The 23,377-nt window shown below is 69.8% G+C and carries 27 protein-coding genes; 22 read left to right on the plus strand and 5 right to left on the minus strand.

Annotation, left to right across the window (positions count from 1 at the left end):
* Window positions 1–14: 14 nt before the first annotated feature.
* Entirely contained in the window at window positions 15–923 is a 909-nt protein-coding gene (locus tag IE173_RS01720; protein ID WP_191281655.1) for a tyrosine recombinase XerC, read from the plus strand.
* 5 nt (window positions 924–928) lie between these two features.
* On the opposite strand, the gene IE173_RS01725 is transcribed toward IE173_RS01720, so the two are convergent.
* From IE173_RS01725 to IE173_RS01735, 3 genes are all read right to left on the minus strand, one after another.
* Window positions 929–1,294, minus strand: a complete 366-nt coding sequence (locus IE173_RS01725) for a cupin domain-containing protein (RefSeq protein ID WP_191281656.1) — start codon at window positions 1,292–1,294, stop codon at window positions 929–931.
* A 22-nt stretch (window positions 1,295–1,316) separates the two neighbouring features.
* Window positions 1,317–1,778: a M23 family metallopeptidase gene (locus tag IE173_RS01730; RefSeq protein ID WP_191281657.1), complete on the minus strand. Its 462-nt coding sequence runs from the start codon at window positions 1,776–1,778 to the stop codon at window positions 1,317–1,319.
* Between the two features lie 87 nt (window positions 1,779–1,865).
* Window positions 1,866–2,699 carry a serine protein kinase RIO gene (locus tag IE173_RS01735; RefSeq protein WP_308433068.1) on the minus strand — a complete coding sequence of 278 codons (834 nt, stop codon included), beginning with the start codon at window positions 2,697–2,699 and terminating at the stop codon, window positions 1,866–1,868.
* A gap of 369 nt (window positions 2,700–3,068) precedes the next feature.
* On the opposite strand from IE173_RS01735, the gene rpsB reads away from it, so the two are divergent.
* From rpsB to IE173_RS01830, 19 genes are all read left to right on the plus strand, one after another.
* Window positions 3,069–4,022, plus strand: a complete 954-nt coding sequence (gene rpsB, locus IE173_RS01740; protein ID WP_191281658.1) for a 30S ribosomal protein S2 — start codon at window positions 3,069–3,071, stop codon at window positions 4,020–4,022.
* A gap of 33 nt (window positions 4,023–4,055) precedes the next feature.
* A complete protein-coding gene (gene tsf, locus IE173_RS01745) occupies window positions 4,056–4,880 on the plus strand; it encodes a translation elongation factor Ts (protein ID WP_191281659.1) in 825 nt (274 codons plus the stop codon).
* 173 nt (window positions 4,881–5,053) lie between these two features.
* Window positions 5,054–6,055, plus strand: coding sequence for a hypothetical protein (locus IE173_RS01750; RefSeq protein ID WP_191281660.1), 1,002 nt, complete (start codon window positions 5,054–5,056; stop codon window positions 6,053–6,055).
* Between the two features lie 20 nt (window positions 6,056–6,075).
* On the plus strand, window positions 6,076–6,417 hold the full coding sequence (locus tag IE173_RS01755; RefSeq protein ID WP_229841811.1) for a GntR family transcriptional regulator: 342 nt from the start codon (window positions 6,076–6,078) through the stop codon (window positions 6,415–6,417).
* 111 nt (window positions 6,418–6,528) lie between these two features.
* Entirely contained in the window at window positions 6,529–6,957 is a 429-nt protein-coding gene (locus tag IE173_RS01760) for a hypothetical protein (protein ID WP_191281661.1), read from the plus strand.
* A gap of 20 nt (window positions 6,958–6,977) precedes the next feature.
* Window positions 6,978–7,220, plus strand: a complete 243-nt coding sequence (locus IE173_RS01765; protein WP_191281662.1) for a type II toxin-antitoxin system Phd/YefM family antitoxin — start codon at window positions 6,978–6,980, stop codon at window positions 7,218–7,220.
* Window positions 7,217–7,606 carry a type II toxin-antitoxin system VapC family toxin gene (locus IE173_RS01770; protein WP_191281663.1) on the plus strand — a complete coding sequence of 130 codons (390 nt, stop codon included), beginning with the start codon at window positions 7,217–7,219 and terminating at the stop codon, window positions 7,604–7,606. The genes IE173_RS01765 and IE173_RS01770 overlap by 4 nt, the downstream gene beginning before the upstream one ends.
* Window positions 7,607–7,630: 24 nt before the next feature.
* Window positions 7,631–8,371: a UMP kinase gene (gene pyrH / locus IE173_RS01775; RefSeq protein ID WP_191281664.1), complete on the plus strand. Its 741-nt coding sequence runs from the start codon at window positions 7,631–7,633 to the stop codon at window positions 8,369–8,371.
* Entirely contained in the window at window positions 8,368–9,189 is an 822-nt protein-coding gene (locus tag IE173_RS01780) for a DUF3097 domain-containing protein (protein WP_191281665.1), read from the plus strand. Before pyrH ends, IE173_RS01780 begins: the two co-directional genes overlap by 4 nt.
* Window positions 9,186–10,055: a DMT family transporter gene (locus tag IE173_RS01785; protein WP_229841812.1), complete on the plus strand. Its 870-nt coding sequence runs from the start codon at window positions 9,186–9,188 to the stop codon at window positions 10,053–10,055. Before IE173_RS01780 ends, IE173_RS01785 begins: the two co-directional genes overlap by 4 nt.
* 34 nt (window positions 10,056–10,089) lie before the next feature.
* Complete coding sequence (gene frr / locus IE173_RS01790; protein ID WP_191281666.1) at window positions 10,090–10,665, plus strand: ribosome recycling factor; 576 nt, start codon at window positions 10,090–10,092, stop codon at window positions 10,663–10,665.
* A complete protein-coding gene (locus IE173_RS01795) occupies window positions 10,665–11,600 on the plus strand; it encodes a phosphatidate cytidylyltransferase (protein ID WP_191281667.1) in 936 nt (311 codons plus the stop codon). Before frr ends, IE173_RS01795 begins: the two co-directional genes overlap by 1 nt.
* Entirely contained in the window at window positions 11,597–12,151 is a 555-nt protein-coding gene (locus tag IE173_RS01800) for a DivIVA domain-containing protein (protein WP_191281668.1), read from the plus strand. The genes IE173_RS01795 and IE173_RS01800 overlap by 4 nt, the downstream gene beginning before the upstream one ends.
* A gap of 94 nt (window positions 12,152–12,245) precedes the next feature.
* Complete coding sequence (locus IE173_RS15620) at window positions 12,246–12,800, plus strand: aggregation-promoting factor C-terminal-like domain-containing protein (protein WP_308433069.1); 555 nt, start codon at window positions 12,246–12,248, stop codon at window positions 12,798–12,800.
* Window positions 12,801–12,821: 21 nt separating this feature from the next.
* Window positions 12,822–14,513 carry a cation:proton antiporter gene (locus tag IE173_RS01810; protein ID WP_191281669.1) on the plus strand — a complete coding sequence of 564 codons (1,692 nt, stop codon included), beginning with the start codon at window positions 12,822–12,824 and terminating at the stop codon, window positions 14,511–14,513.
* Window positions 14,514–14,693: 180 nt separating this feature from the next.
* A complete protein-coding gene (locus IE173_RS01815) occupies window positions 14,694–14,978 on the plus strand; it encodes a hypothetical protein (RefSeq protein ID WP_191281670.1) in 285 nt (94 codons plus the stop codon).
* 8 nt (window positions 14,979–14,986) lie between these two features.
* On the plus strand, window positions 14,987–15,703 hold the full coding sequence (locus tag IE173_RS01820) for an alpha/beta hydrolase (protein WP_191281671.1): 717 nt from the start codon (window positions 14,987–14,989) through the stop codon (window positions 15,701–15,703).
* Between the two features lie 98 nt (window positions 15,704–15,801).
* Window positions 15,802–16,221, plus strand: a complete 420-nt coding sequence (locus tag IE173_RS01825) for a YciI family protein (protein WP_191281672.1) — start codon at window positions 15,802–15,804, stop codon at window positions 16,219–16,221.
* A complete protein-coding gene (locus tag IE173_RS01830) occupies window positions 16,218–17,465 on the plus strand; it encodes an RNA polymerase sigma factor (protein WP_229841813.1) in 1,248 nt (415 codons plus the stop codon). The genes IE173_RS01825 and IE173_RS01830 overlap by 4 nt, the downstream gene beginning before the upstream one ends.
* Before the next feature lie 6 nt (window positions 17,466–17,471).
* On the opposite strand, the gene IE173_RS01835 is transcribed toward IE173_RS01830, so the two are convergent.
* Together IE173_RS01835 and IE173_RS01840 are read right to left on the minus strand one after the other, a co-directional pair.
* Window positions 17,472–18,533 (minus strand): AI-2E family transporter, encoded by a 1,062-nt coding sequence (locus tag IE173_RS01835; protein ID WP_191281673.1) that lies wholly within the window; start codon window positions 18,531–18,533, stop codon window positions 17,472–17,474.
* A 35-nt stretch (window positions 18,534–18,568) separates the two neighbouring features.
* Window positions 18,569–20,359, minus strand: a complete 1,791-nt coding sequence (locus IE173_RS01840; protein ID WP_191281674.1) for a coiled-coil domain-containing protein — start codon at window positions 20,357–20,359, stop codon at window positions 18,569–18,571.
* Between the two features lie 220 nt (window positions 20,360–20,579).
* On the opposite strand from IE173_RS01840, the gene IE173_RS01845 reads away from it, so the two are divergent.
* Together IE173_RS01845 and IE173_RS01850 are read left to right on the plus strand one after the other, a co-directional pair.
* Complete coding sequence (locus tag IE173_RS01845; RefSeq protein WP_191281675.1) at window positions 20,580–22,397, plus strand: hypothetical protein; 1,818 nt, start codon at window positions 20,580–20,582, stop codon at window positions 22,395–22,397.
* A gap of 30 nt (window positions 22,398–22,427) precedes the next feature.
* Complete coding sequence (locus IE173_RS01850; protein ID WP_191281676.1) at window positions 22,428–23,357, plus strand: tetratricopeptide repeat protein; 930 nt, start codon at window positions 22,428–22,430, stop codon at window positions 23,355–23,357.
* Window positions 23,358–23,377 lie beyond the last annotated feature (20 nt).

Genomic DNA, 23,377 nt, shown 5'->3' on the forward strand with positions numbered 1-23,377 from the left:
GCGACCATGGTCGGGTGGACCTCCGCGCCGCGATCGACGGGTACGCCCGACACCTCGAGCTCGACCGCGGCTTCAGCGCGCACACGATCCGCGGGTACCGCACCGACCTCGCCGACCTCGCCGGGTTCGCCGAGAGCGCGGGAGTCGACGACACCGCGGGCGTCGACCTCGAGTTGCTGCGCGGCTGGCTGTGGCGCGGCTCCAGTGCGGGGCTGGCGAAGTCGACGCTCGCCCGGCGCAGCGCCGCGGCGCGCGGGTTCACCAAGTGGCTCACGACCACGGGAACAGCGGATGCCGACTCGGGTCTGCGCCTGAAGGCTCCGCGCCCCGACCGCCATCTGCCGCGCGTGCTCACCCGCCGTCAGGTCGACGGGCTGCTCGACGATCTGGCGGTGCGGGCCGCGACGGGGGAGCCGAACGCCGTGCGCGATCTCGCCGTCGTCGAACTGCTCTACGCCTCGGCGCTGCGCGTCAGCGAACTCGTCGGCGCGCGGGTCGCCGACCTCGACAGGGAGCGGATGACCCTCCGCGTGACCGGCAAAGGCGACAAGCAGCGCGTGGTGCCGTTCGGCATCCCGGCTCGCCGCGCCCTCGACCGCTACCTCGACGAGGCGCGGGCCGCCCTGCTCGACGGGCGCGACGACCCGGGCACGATCTTCGTCAGCGCCCGCGGACGGCAACTCAGCACCCGCGCCGTCTACGAGTTGGTGGCGCGGCTGCTCGCCGACCTGCCCGGCTCAGGCCCGGCGGGCCCGCACGCCTTTCGCCACACCGCCGCGACGCACCTGCTCGACGGCGGAGCCGACCTCCGTGCCGTGCAAGAGCTGCTCGGCCACGCGAGCCTCGCGACCACGCAGATCTACACCCACGTCTCGGCCGAACGCCTCAAAGAGTCCTACCAGCTCGCCCACCCGCGCGCGTAGCGCGATCAGGCCAGTTCGCGCACCTCGACGGTGCGGTCGCCACCCGCGTCGCCGGTGTTGACGGTGCCGCGGGGTTCGACCAGCACGACGTGGGTCTCCTCGTCGGCTCGGGGGCAGTGCTCGACACCGCGCGGCACGACGTAGACGTCGTTCGGGCCGAGCTCGACGTCGCCGTCACGCAGCTGGATGGTGAGGCGCCCCGACATCACGAGGAAGAGCTCGTCGGTCTCGGGGTGGGTGTGCCAGACGAACTCGCCCTGCACCTTGACGACCTTCACGTCGTAGTCGTTGACGCTCACCACGCGGTGGGCCGACCAGAGGTCGTGCACCTGGGAGAGGGCTTCGATGAGGTTGCGTGCCGGGTCGGTCATCCGTTCACCGTACTGCGCTCGTTCACTCCAGCGGGTAGAGCACGGCGTGCTCGAGCCCGCCGAGGAACAGCAGCGGATTCACGTACTCCCCGTCGATGCGCGCCCCGAGGTGCAGGCAGGGCGAGGCGCAGTGCCCCGTCAGCAGGATGCCGATGACCTCGCCGCGCGCCACGCGGTCACCGGTCGCCACGAGCGGCTCGACCGGCTCGAACGACGACAGCACCCCGCCCGCGTGCCGGATCGAGATGACCGGCCGGTCGACGACGAACCCCGCGAAGTGGACGACACCGGATGCGGGCGCACGCACCTCGACCCCGGCATCCGCCCGGATGTCGAGCCCGCGGTGCCCCGCCGCGTACGGGGTCTCGGGCGCGATGAACGGCCGCGCGATGGGATGCGGCGCCGGCACCGGCCACAGCCAGAGCGTCGACGGCGCCAGGGCGAGCGCGACCGCGATCGAGGCGAGGGTCCGTCGCAGGCGCATGACGGCATCCCAGCCCAGAACGCCCACCCGGTGACGGGTGCCGACGCCATCCGTGGATCACGCCGCCGCCCACCGCCGGGGGAGGGGTCAGGACAGCTCGCCCAGCGCGTGCGCGAACAGCTCGCCCGCGTCGGCCGCATGGCCGCGCCGGGTGAACCAGTCGCAGACGTTGCGGCAGTCGCGTTCCAGCAGCGCCATGCCGTTCGGGTTGGCCACGACATCCACGAGTTGCGGCAGGTCGATCGCCACCACCCGCCCGCGATGCACGAGCAGGTTGTAGGGCGACAGGTCGCCGTGGGCGCAGCCCTCCCGGGCGAGACCGAGCACGATCGCCGCGACCTGCGCGAACAGGTCGGCCAGTTCGGTGCCCGAAGCGCGGGATGCCGCGAGCCGGGGCGCCGCAGACAGCCCGTCGCCGATGAACTCCATGAGCATCTCGGTGCCGTCCACCTGCACGGGGTAGGGCACCGGCAACCCGATCGCGTAGAGCCGCGAGAGCGCCGCGAACTCCGCGTAAGACCAGGCGACCGCCGCGACGCCGCGCCCGTAACGGCTGCCCCGCTCGACGGCTCGCTGGTCGCGACTCTTCTTCTCGACACTGCGCCCCTCGCGGTAGACGCTCGACCGGTGGAAGTCGCGGTGATCGGCGGACCGGTACCGCTTCGCCGCGAGTACGACACCGGGTTCGCCGGGGACCGCGCGCTCGATCAGGAACACGTCGGCCTCCTTGCCGGTCTTGAGCACGCCGAGCTCGGTGTCCATCGCGGCGCGGGAGGTGACGACCCAATCGGGCCACGGCTGCGGGCCGCGCTCGCTCGGGGTGACCGCCGGCCAGGTGGACCAGCGCTGACCGACGCCCGGTTCGACGTCGGCAAAGGTGAAAGTGGGGACGACGAAATCGTCGCCGAAGATATGGCTCAATGAAGTGGCTTCCGGATGGGGAGGCCACGCCAGCGAGTCTGGTTAGGCGGCGGCCTCGAGGATGAGGGGTCGCCCCACAAAGGAGGCGGAGCGAGTCACGACAGAGACGGTGTTCATCGGATCCTCCTTCGACTCATCAGGGCCGGGACGTCCGGCAGGGGGCCAGCGTAGTCCCGAATCGCCCGCGCTGCTACACTCGAACCCGCACTTCCCTTGTGGGAGTGACTTCGCGTGCCCACGCAGCGCTTGCTGCGAGACACCGGCCCAATTCCTTCGGTCCGCTCTGCAGAGAGCGGCGGATGCGCGCCCGGGCACTAGGGATCGCGGCGCCGCCGCAGATCAGACAACTGAGAACAAAGGAGTACGGCCATGGCCGTCGTCACCATTCGCCAGCTGCTCGACAGCGGCGTTCACTTCGGACACCAGACCCGCCGGTGGAACCCGAAAGTCAAGCGCTTCATCCTGACCGAGCGCTCCGGCATCCACATCATCGACCTGCAGCAGTCGCTGGCCTACATCGACAAGGCCTACGAGTTCGTCAAGGAGACGGTCGCCCACGGCGGCAGCGTGCTCTTCGTCGGAACCAAGAAGCAGGCCCAGGAGACCGTGGCCGAGCAGGCGCAGCGCGTCGGCCAGCCGTTCGTCAACCAGCGTTGGCTCGGTGGCCTCCTCACCAACTTCCAGACGGTCTCCAAGCGCCTCGCGCGCATGAAGGAGCTCGAGGAGATCGACTTCGAGGACACCACGAAGGGGTTCACCAAGAAGGAACTCCTCATCAAGAAGCGTGAACTCGACAAGCTGCACAAGACCCTCGGCGGTATCCGCAACCTGACGAAGACCCCGAGCGCGATCTGGGTCATCGACGCCAAGCGCGAGCACCTCGCGGTCGACGAGGCCACGAAGCTGGGCATCCCGATCATCGGCATCCTCGACACCAACGCCGACCCCGACGAGCTCCAGTACCCGATTCCGGGTAACGACGACGCGATCCGCTCGGTGGCACTGCTCACCCGCATCATCGCGGATGCCGCTGCCGAAGGTCTCGTGCAGCGTCACGCCGCGCCCGCCGCCGAAGGCAACGTGTCCGCTGTCGAGCCGCTCGCCGAATGGGAAGCCGAGCTGCTCGGTGCGTCCGAGACGGCCGCGCCCGCCGCCGTTGAGGAGTCCGTCGTCGAGGCTCCCGTCGTGGAAGAGCCCGCCGCCGAGGTTGTTGAAGCCCCGGCTGAGGCGGAGAAGCCCGTGAAGAAGCCGGCCGCGAAGAAGCCGGCCGCGAAGAAGACCGAGGAGCCGGCCGCCGAGGCTGAGGCCCCGGTCGCCGAATAGTTCACGACAAGTACGAGAAGTTAGGAAACATCCATGGCCATCAGCCTGGAAGATGTGAAGGCGCTGCGCGAACGGCTCGGCACCGGAATGGTCGACACCAAGAACGCGCTCGTCGAGGCGGACGGTGACATCGAGAAGGCCGTCGAGATCCTGCGGCTCAAGGGTGCGAAGGGCAACGCGAAGCGTGCCGACCGCTCCACGAGCGAAGGCCTCATCGCGGTCGTCGAGTCGGCGACCGCCGTCACGATGATCGAACTCGCCTGCGAGACCGACTTCGTCGCCAAGAACGAGAAGTTCATCGCCCTCGCCGACCAGGTCGTCGCGGCGCTCGCCGACTCCGGCGCCGAAACCGTGGATGCGGCACTCGCCGCGCCCGCGGGCTCCGGCACCGTCGGCAGCCTGATCGAAGACCAGGCTGCCATCATCGGCGAGAAGGTCGAACTGCGCCAGGTCGCGCGGGTCACCGGCGACAAGTTCGCCGTCTACCTGCACCGCACCAGCAAAGACCTGCCGCCGCAGATCGGTGTCGTGCTCGCCTACACCGGTGACGACGCCGAGACCGCGCGGGGCATCGCCCAGCACATCTCGTTCGCCGCCCCGATCTACCTCACGCGTGACGACGTTCCCCCGACCGAGGTCGAGAACGAGCGTCGCATCGTCGAGCAGATCAGCCGCGACGAAGGCAAGCCCGAAGCCGCCCTGCCGAAGATCGTCGAGGGTCGCCTCGGCGCCTTCTTCAAGCAGGTGTCGCTGCTCGAGCAGGAGTACGCGCGCGACAACAAGCTGATCATCGCCAACGTCGCGAAGGATGCCGGGCTCACCGTCACCGGCTTCACGCGTTTCAAAGTGGGCGCGTAAGTACCCAGAGCACGACGAACGGAAGGGCCGGGACGGACAATCGTCCCGGCCCTTCCGTCGTTCTCGTTGAGATTTGTATCGCCTGAGTGGCACAAGTTGTGTTACGGTCGTGACACAACTTGGAGGTACTTTTGATCAGCGCCCTCGTCTTCACTCCCGGATTCTCTCTTGTGGTGGCCCTGCTCGTGTTTGCCTGCATCCTGGTGGTGGGCCGCCTCCGCGGCCGTGCACCGGTGCCGCCCCAGGTGGGCGACGAGCGAGGCGGGCCTGCCCGCGCCGCCGACCGCACGATCGCGCGTCGACGGCGCTTCCTGCACCGACTCGCTCTGGTTGCGCCGTGGGTGATCGTCGCGCCCTTTGTCGTGACTGAGGCCTTGCCCTTCGTCGACGTCTTCCTGCGGTACACGGCCCCCGCTCTGGCTGTCGCGTTCCCCGGAGACCCGCTCGATGTGCGGTGGTGGGTGTATGCCGCTCCGCCCGCAGCCGCGACAGTCTGCTTCGCGGTGGTGTTCGTGGTGCTCTCCCACGAGCGCGCTCATCCCGAGGTGCCGGTGACGCCGGTTGTGCGGCGCGGCTGGGCGCACTTCGTGTCGCGCCGGGACGCGGCAGTCGCGACGGCGGCCCTCGCGCTGTTCGTTCTCACGGCACTCATCGCGGGTGGGGCATCCAGCCCGGACGACAACGGGTGGTTCTCTCGACTTGAGATCCCAGTCGGAGAGACCGGTCCGGGGTCGATGACGTTCTTCGGCTGGGCCTACAGCGTCCCGGCGTTGGTGGCGATCGCGGTGCTCACGGCGCTGGTGGTGGGGTCATTACGCAACGACTCCTTCCGGCCCTTCGTGCGGCCCGAGACGGTCGGTGCCGAGACGGCAGCACGCCGCGACACCGCCGCTCTGCTCACTCGCCTTTTCATCGCCACCATCCTGCTCACGCTCGGTGGCGCCTGGTTCATGATCGGCGGAGCGGGTACCGGGGCAGTGGGGGTGGGCATCCCGGGCTTCGGCATGTTCATGTTCTCTGCCGGTTATGCATCGTTTGCCCCGGCGTTTGTGGTCGCCGGCGTGGCCTTGCAGGCGGCAGCGGTTGTGCTGTTGCTCCTCACGATCAGGATGCGGCGGCGGCTCGGCCAGATGCCCGCTGCGCCGGCTCACCTGTCGACGGACGTGGCCGCGTGAGTGCGGGGACGATCGACCAGGTGTCGGATGAAGGGAATTCGGCACGGGAGATCTACCAGCAGTTCCGTGGGTTCATCATTTCGGGCCGCCTCGGCAGCGGGGAACGCCTCCCCACCGTGCGGCAGGTCGCGGTCGACCTCGGCGTGGCTCCCGGCACTGCGGCGAAGGCCTACAAGCTGCTCGAGGCAGACGGGCTCGTCGTTTCGCGGACGGGAGCCGGCACCCGCGTCGCGACGACCGCAGCCCTGCTGCCCGGCGGGGTGGTCGCGGCGATTCGTGACCTCGTCGACCTTGCGCAGCAAGAAGGTGTCAAGCGCGACGATGTGGTGAGTGGGTTCCGGGCGGCGTGGAGCGGTGAATGACCCGGGTCTGGTGATCGTCAGGAGTCTTCCCCAGCGGCACGACGTGCCTGACCTCGCACCTCGACAGGGTCTCCGCCGCTCGGGCGGGGTTCGACGAACAAGTGTTGGGGGATGCCGACATCCCGATTCGAAGACATTGCCGACGTTTCACTTGCCGACGACGAAGTGCTTCTTGATCGAGTGCGTGATCTCGTCGAGGGGGCGTATCGCCGTCAACTGTGGCTGCTGTTTCTCGATGACGAGCATCGTCAGCTTCCGATCGTCATTCCGCACGACGTGCCGAGTAGTCCGAATCGCGGGCACCGAACGGGCTTCCGTGCCTTCATGGCTGGGCTTGTTGAGGAACTGCGACCGGCCAGCATCGTCGTCGTGCTCGAGCGGCCCGGACGCGACGATCTGAGACGCGGCGACCGCGAATGGTTCGCCGTCGTCGACGACGCGTGTCAGGCAGCAGGGGTCGCGCGGCGCGGGCCGATCCTTGCACACGACGACGGATTCCGGTGGATCGCCGCCGAAGATCTCCTGGGCGACGTGGAGTGAACCAAGTAAACTTGGTCAACATGGCCGAGCAGGTGAATGTGCAGGATGCGAAGACCCGACTGTCGGAGCTACTGGCCCGCGTCGAGCGGGGCGAAGAGTTCACCATTGCTCGGGCGGGTCGTCCCGTCGCCCGGCTGATCGCGATCGTGGAACCGCCGAGACGCGAGCTCGGGTTTCTGAAGCTCGGCCCCGTCCCTGATTCAGTCTTCTTCGACCCGCTGCCCGACGACGAACTCGAGCTCTGGGAGGGCGGCGGTCTGTGAGGCTTCTGCTCGACACCCATGTCGTGTGGTGGGCGCTTTACGATTCGGCGCGCCTTTCAGCAACGGCGCGCGACGCGATCAGCGATACGAGCAACGACCTTGTGTTCTCGCCGGTTACCCCATGGGAGCTCGCGATGAAGCATCGGATCGGGCGATTTCCTGAGGCAGCGACGCTCGTCGCGACGTTCGCCGAAAGTGTCGCGAAGCTCGGCGTGACCGAACTCCCGATCGCGAGTCGCCACGGTCTGCTGGCCGGTCGTCTGGAATGGGAGCACCGCGACCCGTTCGATCGGATGCTCGCGGCGCAGAGCATCCTCGAAGGGGCTCGTCTCGTGACGGCGGATCGCGCGTTCTCGACGCTCCCCGGGGTCGACATCTTCTGGTAACGCTCGCCCGTTACGCTGGGGATCGTGCCCAAGAAGAAGCAGAAGCGTCGTCGCGTACTTCTGAAGTTGTCGGGTGAGGCGTTCGGCGGGGGGATGCTCGGGGTCAACCCGGACGTCGTCAGCGCGATCGCCCGCGAGATCGCGGCAGCTGCCCCGAAGAACTCTGCGGACGAGGGCGGTGTCGAGGTCGCCGTGGTCGTCGGCGGAGGCAACTTCTTCCGCGGGGCCGAGCTGAGCCAGCGCGGCATGGACCGCGGGCGTGCCGACTACATGGGCATGCTCGGCACGATGATGAACGCGCTCGCCCTGCAGGACTTCCTCGAGCAGGCCGGTGCGGGCGTGCGGGTGCAGTCGGCGATCGCGATGACCCAGGTCGCCGAGCCGTACATCCCGCTGCGCGCCGAACGGCACCTCGAGAAGGGCCGCGTGGTCATCTTCGGAGCCGGCGCCGGGCTGCCCTACTTCTCGACCGACACGGTGAGCGCGCAGCGCGCCCTCGAGATCGGCGCGGATGCAGTGCTCGTCGCCAAGAACGGCGTCGACGGCGTCTACGACGACGACCCGCGCACCAACCCGAAGGCGAAGAAGCTCGAAGAGATCTCCTACCAGGAGGCCCTCGTGCAGGGTCTGAAAGTCGTCGACTCGACCGCGTTCAGTCTCTGCATGGACAACGGGATGCCGATGGTCGTCTTCGGCATGGAGCCCGCCGGCAACATCACCAAGGCGCTCAAGGGCGACCGGCTGGGGACATTGGTCAGAGCGTGACGGATCGCTACGGCGAGGATGTTCTCGCCGGCGACTGGCGCGCCGCCACCCGTCGCGTCGTGCCCGAGCTGCCTGCCGACCGTGATCTCGTCGTGGAGCACGTCGACGGCTTCGTGGGCGCCGTCGTGGGCGTCGCGAAGCAGACCGTCGAACTCGAAGACCGCGCCGGACGGGTGCGGGCCTTCCCGCTGGGCCCCGGCTTCCTCGTGGATGGCGAGCCCGTCATCCTCGTCACGCCGAAGGCGGCGCCCGCACCGACGGCTCGCACGGCATCCGGCAGCCGGGCGGTGCCGCAGCAACGCGCCCGGGTCGCCCGGGGGAGCCGCCTCTACGTCGAGGGCCGCCACGACGCCGAGCTGATCGAGAAGGTGTGGGGCGCCGACCTGCGGGTCGAAGGCGTCGTCGTCGAACTGCTCGACGGGGCCGACAATCTGGGCGCCGCGCTCGCCGGGTTCGCCCCTGGTGCGAGGCGCCGGGCGGGTGTGCTGCTCGACCACCTCATCCCCGGCTCGAAGGAGAGCCGCATCGCCGCCCAGGTGGCGAGCGACGACGTGCTCGTCGTCGGGCACCCGTTCGTCGACGTCTGGCAGGCGGTCAAGCCGGCGCGCCTCGGTCTGACGGCGTGGCCCGTCATCCCGCGCGACGTCGAGTGGAAGCACGGCGTGTGCGCCGCGCTCGGCTGGCCCCACGACGAGCCGGCGGATGTCGCCGCCGCCTGGCAGCGCATCCTCGGCACGGTGCGCGGCTACGGCGACCTCGAACCCGCGCTGCTCGGACGGGTCGAGGAGCTCATCGACTTCGTCACGGAACCGGAGTGACCACCGGGCTGGTCGTCGCCGGGCTGATTCTCGCCGGGGCGCTCGCCCACGCGGCCTGGAACCTGGTGGTGAAACGCTCGGCGGTCAGCGGACCGACCTTCGTGTGGCTGACCGTCGTCGCCACCGCGGTGCTCATGCTGCCCATCGCGGTCGTGACTGCCGTGCTCGCGCCGCCCTCGTGGCCCGATCTGGCAGTGGCCGTGATCGTCGCCGGCTTTCTGCACATCGGGTACTTCCTCACGCTGCAAGCGGGATACCGGGCCGGCGACGTCTCGGTCGTCTACCCCCTCGCCCGCGGCACGGGGCCGCTGCTCGCGGTGCTGCTGGCGATCCCGCTGCTCGGCGAGAGCCCGCCGGTGCTCGGGTTGCTCGGCGCGGGGGCGGTCGTCGTGGGCGTCGTCGTCATCGGCCTGGCCGGCGGGCGAGCGCACTGGGCGACGGCGCGTGCGGGCGTGCTGTGGGGGCTGCTGGTCGGCACCTTCATCGCCGCGTACACCCTCTGGGACGCGCGGGCGGTGACGGTGCTCGCGATCAGCCCGATCCTGCTGCACGCCGGCACGAACATCATCGAGGCGGCGTTGCTCGCGCCTCTCGCGGTGCGCCGGTGGAGCGTCGTGCGGTCGACCCTGCGCGACCACTGGCGCGAGGTGCTCGTCGTGGCGGTGCTCTCGCCGCTGGCCTACCTGCTCATCCTGTTCGCCCTGCAGCTGGCGCCGGTCGCGATCGTCGCGCCCGCCCGCGAGATCAGTGTCGTCTTCGTCGGGCTCGCCGGCTGGTTGCTGTTCCGCGAGCCGCATCCGCTTCAGCGTTTCGCGGGTGCCGTGATCGTGCTGGGCGGGATCGCGTTGCTCGCCGTCGCGCGCTAGAAACACCCGCCGTACGCCTAAGCTCGGGAAACGGATGCGAAGGAGTGTGCCCGTGACGATCGCCGATGTCCTCACCGAAGCCCGAGACAAGATGGACCGGGCTGTCGAGGTCGCCAAAGAAGACTTCTCGACGGTGCGCACCGGGCGGGCCAACCCCGCGCTGTTCCAGAAGATCCTGGTCGAGTACTACGGCACCCCGACGCCGCTCGCCCAGCTCGCGAGCCTGCAGAACCCCGAAGCCCGCACCCTCATCGTGACGCCCTACGACAAGGCCGCGCTGAAAGAGATCGAGCGCGCGATCGTCAACTTCCCGAACCTGGGGGCGACGCCGACGAACGACGGCACCATCATCCGGGTGACGATGCCCGAACTCACCGAAGACCGCCGCAAGGAGTACGTCAAGATCGTGCGCGGCAAGGGTGAAGACGCCAAGGTCGCGATCCGCAACGTGCGCCGCAAGGCGAAAGACGACCTGGATGCCCTGGGCAAGGAGGTCGGCGAAGACGACATCGCGCGGGCCGAGAAAGAGCTGGATTCCCTCACGAAGCACCACGTCGACGCGATCGACGACGCCCTCAAGCGTAAGGAAGCCGAGCTGCTCGAGGTCTGATGGCTGAGACTCCGCCCGGCAAGAAGCACACCCCGTTCGACGACCTCGAGCACCGCGTCGAAGAGGCCCGCGCCCAGTTCGACGAGGCCAATGCCAAGATCAACGCGCGCACGGGACGCAATCTGTTGGCCGCGATCGGCATCGGGCTCGTGCTCGGCGGCCTGTTCCTGGTGAGCCTCATCCTGGTCAAGTGGCTGTTCATGATCCTCGCCGCGGTGCTGATCGGCCTCACCGTGTTCGAGCTCTCGAGCGCCCTGCGTTTCGCCGGCCGCGACGTGCCCCGGGTCGCGTCGACGGTGGTCGCCGTCGCGACGGTGCCGGCCGCGTTCTTCTTCGGCGTCGAAGGGTTGTGGCTCGCCCTGCTCGGCGCCGTCGTGATCATCACGCTGTGGCGGCTCGCCGAGCAGCTGCGCCCGAGCCATCGGGCCGGGGCCGTCGCGCTGCTCGGCGACATCGGCGCGGGTGCGTTCGTGCAGGTCTACGTCACCTTCATGGCGGGGCTCTACGTCGTGCTCGTCGGACTCGACGGCGGCGAGTGGTGGACGCTCGCGTCGATCATCATCGTGGTCGTCACCGACATCGGGGCCTACGCGTCGGGGCTCGCCTTCGGCAAGCACAAGCTGGCGCCGACGATCAGCCCCGGCAAGACCTGGGAGGGCTTCGCGGGCTCGATCGTCGTCGCGGTGATCGCCGGCACCCTGCTCGGCTGGCTGATGCTCGGTCAGCCCTGGTGGGTGGGACTCGTGATGGGTCTGCTGCTCGCCCTCGTCGGCACGATGGGCGACCTCACCGAGTCGCTCATCAAACGCGGCCTCGGGGTGAAGGACATCTCGACCTGGCTGCCCGGCCACGGCGGCTTCCTCGACCGGCTCGACTCGATCCTGCCGTCGGCGGCGGTCGCCTACGCGATCTACCTCGTAGCATTGACGTTGTGAGCACGACCTTTCCGCGCGTGAAACGCGGCCCCGGGTACGACATCGACGAGGTCGAGGACTTCCTCGAAGACGCGCGCCGTGCCTACACCGGCGACCGTGGGTCGGCCCAGGTCGTGACGGCCGCCACCATCCGCCAGATGGGCTTCAGCATGAAGCGCGGAGGCTACTCGCCCGCGGCGGTCGACTCCGCGCTGGAACGGCTCGAAGACGCGTTCGCGGCGCGGGAACGCGATCGTGCCCTCGCCGAACTCGGCGACCAGGGCGCGTACCAGCGGGCCCGCTCCGACGCGCAGGTGCTGCTCGACCGCTGCGTACGACCGCGCGGTCGACGATTCACCCGGGTCGGCATCCTCACCGGCGGATACTCGGTGCGCGACGTCGACGCGTTCGCCGACCGGGTCGTGCGCTACCTCCAGCAGGGCACGCCGCTGACCGTCGACGACGTGCGCGGGGCCGTGTTCGGCGCCCAGCGCGGCGGCTACCAGGAGACGCAGGTGGATGTCGTGCTCGACGCCGTCATCGACCTGCTGCAAGCGGTCAAGACCCCGTAACCAACTCGGGGTTCTGACGTTTGACGGACGCGCCGCGTAAGCTCAGCCAGCTGTGAGCGGCTATCGCCGGCGGGGGGCACCGTTTCGTCCCCGCGTGCCGGAACTGATCGAGGAGCGTCATGTGCGCTCCCGATGGTCGCTGCCCTCATTCGCCACGGTCGTGACCTTCGCGTTCCTGGTCGTGTCGTCGCTCTCCCCGGGGGAGGAGGCACGTGCCTTCGCGGTCGCGCCGGCGACCCAGCCCGGTCAGAGCTACGTGCTCGCCGACCCCGAGCACCCGGGGGCGTTCCGCGACGCGTTCGCCGTCAGCCGCATCCGCACCGCCCCCGCCGTCGGCGTTCCCGACCCGGGCACGGCCCAGGCGATCGCCTACGACATGGTGCTCGCACGGGGCTGGGATCAGAGCGAGTTCGAGTGCCTCGTCGCACTCTGGAACCGCGAGTCGCACTGGAACGTCTACGCCCACAACCCGTCGAGCGGTGCCTACGGCATCCCGCAGGCGCTGCCCGGCGACAAGATGGCGACCGCGGGCGCCGACTGGCAGACCAACCCGGTGACGCAGATCACCTGGGGCCTGGGGTACATCGCCGGGCGCTACGGCACCCCGTGCGGCGCGTGGGAGCACAGCGAGCGCAAAGGCTGGTACTAGCCGCGTCGGTAACCTGAGCGCATGGACCTCGACTTCGCGCTCGTCGGGATCGGCGGGGTGGTGCTCATCGTCGCCGCGGCGGCGTTCTCCCACCGGCTCGGGGTCGCCGCGCCCCTCCTGCTCGTGCTCGTCGGCATCGGCTACAGCTTCATCCCGGGCATCCCGAACATCGAGGTCGACCCCGAACTGATCCTCATGGGCGTTCTGCCCCTCCTGCTCTACGCCGCCGCCATCCAGCTGCCGGTCGTCGACTTCCGCCGCAACTTCGGATCGATCTCGGCCCTCAGCGTGCTGCTCGTCATCGGCAGCGCCTTCCTCACCGGCTTCGTGCTGTTCGTGATCCTCGAAGACCTCGACCTCGCCGCCGCGATCGCGCTCGGCGCCGTCATCAGCCCGACGGATGTCGTGGCCGCCACCGCGATCGGCAAACGGCTCGGGCTGCCGCCGCGGTTGCTCGCGATCCTCGAAGGCGAGGGGCTCGTCAACGACGCCACGGCACTGGTGCTGCTGCGTTCCGCGATCGCCGCGGGCGCCCTCTCGGTGTCGGGAACGTTCGACATCGCCGGCTCGATCGGCGACTTCGCCTACTCGGTGGTCGTGGCCCTCGCCCTCGGGCTCATCGTCGGCTTCGTCTCCGTCGTCATCCGCCGCCGCCTCGGCCAACCGATCCTCGACACGGCCATCTCGTTCGCAGTGCCCTTCATCGCCTACATCCCCGCCGAAGAGCTCCACGCCTCCGGAGTCATCGCCGTCGTCGCCTCCGGCATCTACTCCGGGCACCAGAGCGCGAGGCTCACCCCCCAGTCGCGCATCGCCGAACGACTCAACTGGCGCACCCTGCAGTTCGTGCTCGAGAACGGCGTCTTCCTGCTGATGGGGGCGCAACTGTCCGGCATCGTCACCGAGATCGAACAAGGCGACCTGGCCTGGCACCAGGCCGTCGCCCTGGGCGTGCTGCTCGCCGGCATCCTCATGGTGCTGCGATTCGGCTTCGTCTGGCCGCTGCTGTTCTTCGTGCGCCGCGGCGAACAGCGCTCAGCGCGTCGGGCCGCGCGGGCGACCGGGTCGCTGCGGCGCTCGGAACAGGCGCGCAACGACGTCAAGCAGTACCAGGCGGAAGGGCTCGGCTGGCGGGGCGGCATCGTGCTCGGCTGGGCAGGGATGCGGGGCGTCGTCACCCTCGCGGCCGCCCAATCCCTGCCGCGGGAGACCCCGTACTACGAACAGCTCGTGCTCATCGCCTTCACCGTCGCGATCGTCACCCTGCTCGTGCAAGGCGGAACGCTGCCGCTCGTCATCCGCTGGACCGGCATCCGCGGCTCCGACCGCATCGCCGACCGCCGCGAACTCGCCACCCTGCTCGACGAGATGCAGGAAGCCGGGCTCGCCACCCTCGACGCGCCCCGGCTGAGACTCCCCGACGGCAGCGACATCGACCCGGCCGTCATCGAACGCGTGCGCCACGACACCCTGCTCGCCTCCGAAGTCGCCTGGGAGCGCGCGAAACACGCCGACGCCGACGACGGCATCCTGCAGTCCCCGCACCAGCAGTACCGCGAACTGCGCCGGGAGGTGCTGCAGGTCGAGCGCGACGTGCTGCTGGATGCCCGCGCACGCGGCGCGTACCCGTCGAGGATCCTGCAACGCGCGCAGTCTCTCCTCGATCTCGAAGAGGCCCGGCTGGAGCAGATGAGTACGGGCGGCCGGGACTGACTCGTTGCTGGGGGCTGGGGGCGGCGGCGGCCGACCGCTGAGGCAAGAGAGCGGGGACCCCTGCCCCGATTGCCTCATCGCTCGGCCGCCGCCTCCCCCTGAGTCGCACCGGGTGTTCCCGGCGATCTCAGGCTGTGGTACGCGAGCGCATCGGATGGTGCCGCTGGTTAGGGTGGGAGGGTGCCTCGATCCAATCGCCGCCGGGAAGAGCAGGCGGAGCTGGACCTGGAGCGGGCCCTCGCCGGGCGGTTGCGCACCGAGGTGAAGCGCGACGGGGTGTGGAACGTGCAGCCGCAATCGGCATCCTCGGCGGTCAAGAGTTACCTGTGCCCGGGGTGCGGGCTCGAGATCGTGCCGGCCACCGCGCACCTCGTCACGTGGCGCGCCGACGGCATCATGGGGGAGGCCGACGACCTCGCGGCCCGACGACACTGGCATTCGCACTGCTGGAAGATCAGGAGCTGAAGCCGCGCATGACGATCGAGATCCGTGCCGGTGTCGAACTGCCGGCCCGCCGCGAAGACATCGAGCTGCACACCGACGACGGGCTCACCCTCGTCGGCGAACTCGCCCTCCCGCTCGAGAAGGATCCGGTCGCGACCCTGGTGTGCCTGCACCCCCTGCCGACGCACGGCGGGTTCATGGACTCCCACGTCATCCGCAAGATGGCGGCCCGGCTGCCGGCGCTCGCCGACCTCGCGGTGCTGCGGTTCAACTTCCGCGGGGTGACCTCGCCGCGCGGAACCTCGCAGGGCTCGTTCGGCGACGGCATCGACGAGCGGCTCGACCTCGCCGCGGCGATGGCGTTCGTCGCCGAACGGGGCCTGCCGACTCCGTGGCTCGTCGGCTGGTCGTTCGGCACCGAGGTGGCGCTCAAGCACGGCCTGCCGTTCCCGATCGCCGGCGTCATCCTGCTGTCCCCGCCGCTGCGGCGCACCACCCCTGACGAGCTGGCCGCCTGGGCCGACCGGGGTGTGCCGGTCGTCGCGCTCGTGCCCGAACTCGACGACTTCCTGAAGCCCGACGCGGCCCGCGAGAGATTCGCGGTGCTGCCCGGCGCGCAGGTCGTCGCCGTCGACGACGCGAAGCACCTCTGGGTGGGTGAGACGCACACCTCCCGGGTGCTGAGCGAGATCGTGGAGCGCGTGAACCCGTCCGCTCTGCCGTTGCCGACGACCTGGGGCGGGTGACCGGAAGGAATTTTCCGGAGGATGTCGATCCGACCCGTTCTCGTTCGACGTCTTGAGTAGAGGGGCCCGACGGGGGTCTCGAATCTGAGGAGAACGAAATGCCCAAGTACATGCTCATCATGCGTCCGACCCCCGAGGCGGAGTTGTTCGCCGGCGAACTGCCGTTCGAGGAGATCATCAACCAGGTCGGCGCCTTCAACGAGCAGCTCGTGAACGCGGGAGTGCTCGTCGCCGGCGAAGGCCTCGCCCCGAACGACAGCGTCGTCATCGACCACACCGGTGAGAAGCCGATCGTCACCGACGGCCCCTACGGCGAGGTGCACGAACTCTTCAACGGCTTCTACATCCTCGAGGTGTCGAGCCGCGAGGAGGCCGTGGAGTGGGCGCTGCGGATGCCGCTGACGAAGGGCTCGAAGACCGAGATCCGCCGGGTCACCGACGAGTCGGACTTCGCCGACTTCGCGGACAACGAGTACCTCCAGAAGGAGAAGGGCTGGCGCGAGCAGGGGTCGATGTGAGCGGGATCGCACCGCGCGTCGATGCCCATCGTTCGGTCGAAGCACTGTGGCGCATCGAGGGGGCGAGGGTCACGGCGACCCTCGCCCGCCTCACCGGCGACGTCGGGCTCGCCGAAGACCTCGCCCAGGAGGCGGTCGCCGACGCCCTCGCCCAGTGGCCGCAGACGGGCGTTCCCGACAACCCGGGGGCGTGGCTGACGGCGGTGGCGAAGCGGAAGGCGATCGACGGATGGCGACGGCGCGAACGGCTCGACGACCGCTACCGTGCCCTCGCCCACGACCTGGAGCAGACCGAGGATGTCGAGTGGGAGCCGATCCCCGACGACGTGCTGCGCCTCGTCTTCGCCGCCTGTCATCCGACGCTCTCCCGCGAGGCGCAGGTCGCCCTGACCCTCCGGGTCGTCGCGAGCCTCACCACGGAGGAGATCGCGCGGATGTTCCTCGTGCCGGTCGCCACCATCCAGCAGCGCATCGTGCGGGCCAAGAAGACCCTCGCGGCCGCCCGGGTGCCGTTCGAGGTGCCCGACCCCGCGGAGTGGCCGGCGCGGCTCGGCGCGGTGCTCGGGGTCGTCTACCTCGTCTACACCGAGGGCTACAGCGCGACGTCGGGGGAGCGGTGGGTGCGGCACGACCTCGCGGTCGAGGCGCTGCGGCTGGGCCGGGTGCTCGCGGCGCTGCTACCGCGTGAGCCGGAGGTGCAGGGTCTGGTGGCGCTGATGGAGCTGCAGTCCTCGCGATTCGCCGCCCGGGAGGCGCACGACGGGTCGCCGATCCTGCTCGCCGATCAGGATCGCTCGAGATGGGATCACACCCAGATCCGCCGCGGGATCGCGGCTCTCGACCGCGCCGACGCGCTGGGTCGCGGACGCGGCAGCTACGCGTTGCAGGCCGCGATCGCCCGCTGCCATGCCGTCGCGCCGAGCGTCGCGGCGACCGACTGGGACGAGATCGTCGTGCTCTACGAAGCGCTCGGGCGCATCGCCCCGAGTCCCGTCGTGGAGCTCAACCGGGCGGTCGCGGTGTCGATGGCGACCGGGCCGGCCAACGCACTCCGCATCGTCGACACCCTCGCCGCCGAGGGCGCGCTGCGCGGGTCGCACCTACTGCCGAGCGTGCGCGGCGAACTGCTTGCCCGCCTCGGCCGGGTCGACGAGGCCCGCAACGAACTCACCGCTGCCGCCCGGCTCGCCACCAACGAGCGCGAGCGCGACGTGCTGCTGAAGAAGGCCGACGCCCTCGGCTGAGCGCCGCTACAGCTCGTTCTGCCGCGGGATGATGACCTGCTTGATGATGAGCAGGATCGCCGCCGCCACCGGGATCGCGATGAGCGCACCCAGGATGCCGAGCAGCGTGCCGCCGGCGAGAGCGGCGACCACGACCACGACACCGGGCACCTTGACCGCCCGGTTCATGACGTTGGGGCTGATCACGTAGGCCTCGACCTGCATGTACACGAGGTACCAGATGCCGACGATCAGCACCGCCGGCCAACCGTCGAACGCCCACACGGCGAGCGTGATGATGATCGACCCGGTGATCGTTCCGACGAGCGGTACCAGGGAGAACAGGAAGGCGAGGAACGCGAGCAGCACCGCGTACTCGATCGGGTCGCCGAGAATCCAGCCGAGCACCGTCAGGAAGATGATGGAGAGGATGCCGTTGGTGAGACCCATCGCGACCTGCCCGACGACGTAGCGGCCGACGGCGGTCATGATCTGCTCGGCGATGTCGATGAACGTCTCGCGCTTCGTGGCGGGTACGAGCTGGTAGAGGCCGCGCTTGATGCTCGCCAACGAGGCGACGAAGTACAGCATCAGAATAAGCACGATCACGGCGCCGAAGGCACCCGAGAAGATGTTGACCGCGGTGGCGAGTACACCCCCGGTAATCGTGGCGAGGTTGTCGTTGAAAAACTCGGTGATGTTGGTCAGCACCTCGGAGAACGGCAGCCACGGGAGTGTCTCGTCCCACCAGATCTCGAGCGCTCGCTGGTTGACCAGCTCGTCGAAGATCCCGGGCGCGCGTTCGATGAGGTTGCTCACCTGGTCGGCGATGACCGGGATGATGGCGAGCACGAAGCCGGCGACGATCGCCAGAATGCCGGCGAGCACCACGAGAATCGCCACCGCGCGCTTCCAGCCGTGCTTCTCAAGCCACGAGACCAGGGGGTCGACGCCGAGCGCGAGGAAGAGCGCCGCACCGACGTAGGTGAGGATCGTCGCGAGTGACCCGATCGCGCCGCCGATGCCGATCGCCACGATGACCCCGAGGCCACCGAACAGACCGAGGCGGAACGCGTTCTGGATCTTCACGAACGCAAGGCTAGCGGCTCGGTGCGCCGGTCAAGTCAGCCCGCGTGCTCCCGCTCGCGCGTGTCCTCGTCGACCTCGTCGATCTCGTCGATCTCGTCGGATTCCTCGTCGTCGGCCTCTGCGGCCGCCTCGACCGCGAGCGGCTCGTCGTCGGCGACACCGGCCGGGAAGCCGTGGTCGTTGGCGATCTGCTCGGCCGACGCCAGCACCCCGCGGAGGCTCTGGATGTAGCCGGCGACCGACTCACGCTCGAGACGGATCTGCACGAGGCGCTCCTCGGCGTCGCCCAGAAGCTGCGACGCGCGCTTCTCGGCGTCTCTCACCAGGTCCTTCGCGCGCTTCTCGGCCTCGTCGACCCGGCTCTTCGCGTTCGCCTTCGCGTCGTCGAGCAGCGCCTTCGCTTCGGCCTTGCTCGTGGTGCTGAGACGCTGCGCCTCAGCACGCTGCTCGGCGGCGGCGTTGGTCGCCTCGGTGAGCTGCGCCTGTGCCTCGTCGAGGTACTTCTGCGTCGCGGCGGCCGCCTCCTGGTGCTTGCGCACGTACTCCTTCTCGGCTTCGTCGCGGCGGGCGGTGAGCTCGACCTCGAGGTCGGCTCGCGCCTGCTCGGCGGTCGCCAGCAGTTTCGCCTGCAGGCCGTCGGTGTCGTGCTGGATGCGCGCGCGCGTGGTCTCGACCTCCTGGGCGATCTCGGCACGCTGCCGGGCGATCTCGCGGGCCAGGTCGGTGCGCTGCTTCTCGATCTCCGAGGCGAGGGTCGCGCGGGCCTGGGCGATCTCGTTCTCGACTTCCGACCGGGTGTGCGCCAGTTCCGCGGCGAGTGCGCTCCGTGCACCGCTCGACTCGGCCTCCCAGGCCTCGCGGGCGCCGCTGAGTTCCGCCTCGAGGGCCGCCCGTCCGCTGGTGATCTCGGCCTCGAGTTCGGCACGCACGCGCGCCGCCTCCGCGGTGAGCGCGGCCTGCGACGCCTTCGTGGACGCCTCGAGTTCGGCGCGGGCACGCTGGGTGTCGGCATCCAGGGCCTCGTTGGCGGCCTTCGTGTCGTTCTCGAGGGCGATGCGCGCGTCGGCGGTGTCGCGTTCCAGGTTGGTGCGCGCCTCCTCGAGCTCGCGTTCGAGGTCGGAACGCAGGCGGGCGCTTTCGGCTTCGAACTCGGCCCGGGTGCGCTCGGTCTCGCGGGCGAGCGTGGCAGCTGCCTCGCGGGCATCCGCGACCTCGCGCTGGGCGGCCGTGCGCAGCTCGGCGAGCTCGTGCTCGACCTCGGCGCGCAGCGAGGCGACCTCGCGCTTGCCGGCGGCACGGGTCTCGGCGACCTCGGTCGCGGCGGCACCGCGGGTGACGGCGGCTTCCCGCAGCGCGTCCTGCCGCACGGTCTCGGCCTCCGCCTGAGCGGCGGAGAGCAGGGCGGCGGCTTCGTCGCGGGCATCCTGAACGGCGCGCTCCGCTTCGGCGCGCGCCTGCGAGACCGTGCTCTCGGCGTGCGCGGTGGCCTCGGCGCGCAGCGCGTCGACCTCCTGCTGCACCGCCTGGCGCATGCGCTCGGCGTCGATGTCGGCCTGGCTGATGAGCCGCGTCGACTGCTCCTCGGCGACGCGCAGGGTGTTCTCGAGCTTCGTGCCCAGACCGGAATAGGTGGGGCTGCCGACCTCGTCGAGTTCCGCCTGAAGGTCTTCCGCGACCGCCTGAAGACGCTTGATCTCCTTGGTCTGATCGTTCTTCTCGGCGTTGGCCTTGATCAGGTCGCGGCGCAGTTCGCTGACGACCGAGTCGACCTCGTCCTTCTTGTAGCCCCGCAGTTCGGTGCTGAAACCCGTGTCCTCGGACGCCACGTTGAACTCCCCGTTCGATGGTTCTGCTGGTGCGTGGATGGGTCCCCGACCGCGCGGGGAACCCTCCGAGTGTAACGGCCCGTACGCGAGGCGTAGGCAGGGATGTCGCCGCGCGACGGGCCTCGCGGGCCCCTCGGTTTCAGGCGGCTCCCAGGTGCCATCCAGGAGGGCAGGTATTCTGGAATGTCTGTGTCTTCAACACGCCGGGAGGTATCCACCCGTGCGATTCGTCGTCGCGATCGTCGCGCTCGTACTCGCCGCCGCCGCCATCGGGCTCGGTGTCGCTCAGCGCACCGTGTTCGCCGGGCCGGCATCCATCTCGTCGTCGGTGGTCACCGGCGACGCCCCACTCACGGTCATCGACGCCGCGACGCTCAACGCGAACGCCGGCACGCAGTCGATCGAGATCGCCGCGACCGGTGACATCGTGCTCGCCTACGGCCGTACCGCCGACGTGATGGCCTGGGTCGGCGACGCCGCCTACAACCAGATCGGCTGGGACGCCGAGACGCAGGAACTGACGACCGAGGTGGTCAGCGGTTCCGAGCCGGCCGCCGAGGTTCCGTCGCTCGTCGGATCCGACCTGTGGCTGCGGGAGTTCACGGGAACCGACCTGCTCACCCGCAAGATCAACGCCCCCGAGGGCATCTCGGTCATCATCGGGGTCGACCCGACCCCGGCCGACGGCACCGACGTGACCACCGAAGCACCGGTCGAGGCTCCCGAAGGGGAAGAGGCCGACGGCTCAGCGGCAGCCGAAGAGCCGTCGCCGCCCCTCGACCTCAGCATCACCTGGCCGCTCGACAACTCCGCGCCGGCCTCGGGTCCGCTGATCATCGGCGGCATCGTGTTGCTCCTCGGCGGGCTCGGCGCCTTCCTCTGGGCCCTCGTGCACACCCGCGGCAGCCGCGGTCCGCGCCGGTCGACCCCGAAACTCCCCAAGCGCCCGAAGCCGCCGCAGCTCAAGCCCGAGAAGCGCCGGGGCGGAAAGCCGACCCCCGAGCTCGAACCCGCACGTGCCGGCTCGGGTCGACGTCGTGCGTTCGTCGCGGCCGGCGCGATCACCGCCGGGATGCTGCTGCTGAGCGGCTGCACCGTCGCAGAGCAGCCCGCCCCGGGCGCGAGCGAGACCCCCGAGTTCGCGATGAGCCCGGTCGCGGTGACCCCTGGTCAGTTCGACAGCATCCTCGTCGACGTCGTCGGCGCGGTTGCGGATGCCGACGAGGCCGCGGATGCGACCCTCGCGGCCGAACGACTCACCGGCCCCGCGCTCGCCCTCCGTACCGCGAACTACGCGATCCGCACCGCCGATGCGACGGTCGCACCGCTCGCCGCGATCCCCTCCGAGTCGGTCGAGGTCATTCTGCCGGAGCAGACCGACACCTGGCCGCGCCGGGTGTTCGCGGTGACGCGCGACAGCGGAGTGCAGGCCGTGGGAATCATGCTCACGCAGGAGTCGCCGCGGGAGAACTACAAGGCGTCCTACATCGTCACCCTGATCGCGTCGGTGCCCGACGTCGCGCCGCCGGAGCTGGGCGCCCCGGCCCTGCCGCCGACGAACGGCTTCGGCCTTCTCGCCCCCGACGAGCTTGCCGCTGCCTACGGCGACGTGCTCATCAACGGTGACGAGAGCGAGTTCGCCGACCTGTTCGAAGCCGAAGGCGACAGCCTGCGCGAGCAGATCGGAGCCGAGTACAAGGCGAAGCAGCGGGCCGAGCTGCCGACGAGCGCGACGATCGACTTCACGAACGGTCCCGGGGAAGATCCGCCTGTCGCATTCGGCACCAACGACTCCGGGCAGATCGTCGCCGTCATCCTGGAAGACGTCGAGACGGTCAAACCGGTCGAAGCCGGCGCCGCGATCAACACCAAGGGCCAGGTGAAGGCGCTCTCGGGCAAGTCGCAGTCGACGCGCGGCATCGTCGCGACCTACGGGGTGCAGTTGCTGTTCTATGTGCCGCCGGCGAGCGCGACCGACCAGAAGATCGTCGTTCTCGGCTACGCGCAGGGTCTGGTGGCGGCGGCCGAGGTCGGCTAGACCCCTGCCCGTCGTGCGAAGCTGGATGCGATGAGCAACCCTGGACCGAGCCTGCGCGGCGCCGTCGACCTCTCCGGACTCGTGCGGCGCGCGAACACCCCGACCCCGGCACCCGGAACGACACCGCCGCCGTCGGGCAGCGGTCTCGTCGTCGAGGTGACCGAGGCGACGTTCCCGCAGATCGTCGAACTCTCGGCGCGGGTCCCTGTGGTCGTCGAGCTCTACGCTCCCGGCCTCGCTCCCGCACTCGGCGCGATCGTCGAGTCCTACGGCGGACGCCTCGTGCTCGCCACCGTCGATGCCCAGGCGAACCCCGGCATCGCGGAGGCGTTCCAGGTGCGGGAGGTACCCGCCGCGGCGGGGATCATCGGCGGGCGTCCGGTGCCGCTCTTCGTGGGGACGCCGGCCGACGAGCAGGTGCGGCAGGTCTTCGACCAGCTGCTGCAGGTCGCCCAGCAGAACGGCATCACCGGCAGCCTCGACCCGAACGCCGCGCCTTCCGCCGAGGATGACTCCGCGGAACCCGCCGCTCCTGTCGAAGAGCCGCTTCCGCCCCTCCACCAGGAGGCGTTCGACGCGATCTCGACCGGCGACTACGCGGCCGCCGTCGCCGCCTACAAGAAGGCGATCGTGCAGAACCCGCGCGACACCCTCGCCGTCGCCGGACTGGCGCAGGCATCCCTGCTGCAACGCCTCGACGGTGCCGTCGCCGACGACCTGCGGAAAGCCGCGGCGGATGCTCCGGCCTCCGTCGCCGCTCAGCTCGCCGTCGCCGACCTCGACGTGAGTGGCGGACACCTCGACGATGCCTTCGCCCGTCTGCTCGACCTGTTCCCGTCGCTCGACGGCGAGGGCCGCGAGGCCGTGCGCACCCGCCTCCTCGAGTACTTCGAGATCGCCGGAGCCGACGACCCCCGCGTCGCCGCAGCGCGCCGCCGCCTCACCCTGCTGCTCTACTGACGCGCGAAGTGCCCGCTTCT

The organism is Pseudolysinimonas yzui (assembly GCF_014653215.1).
GTDB lineage: Bacteria > Actinomycetota > Actinomycetes > Actinomycetales > Microbacteriaceae > Pseudolysinimonas_A > Pseudolysinimonas_A yzui.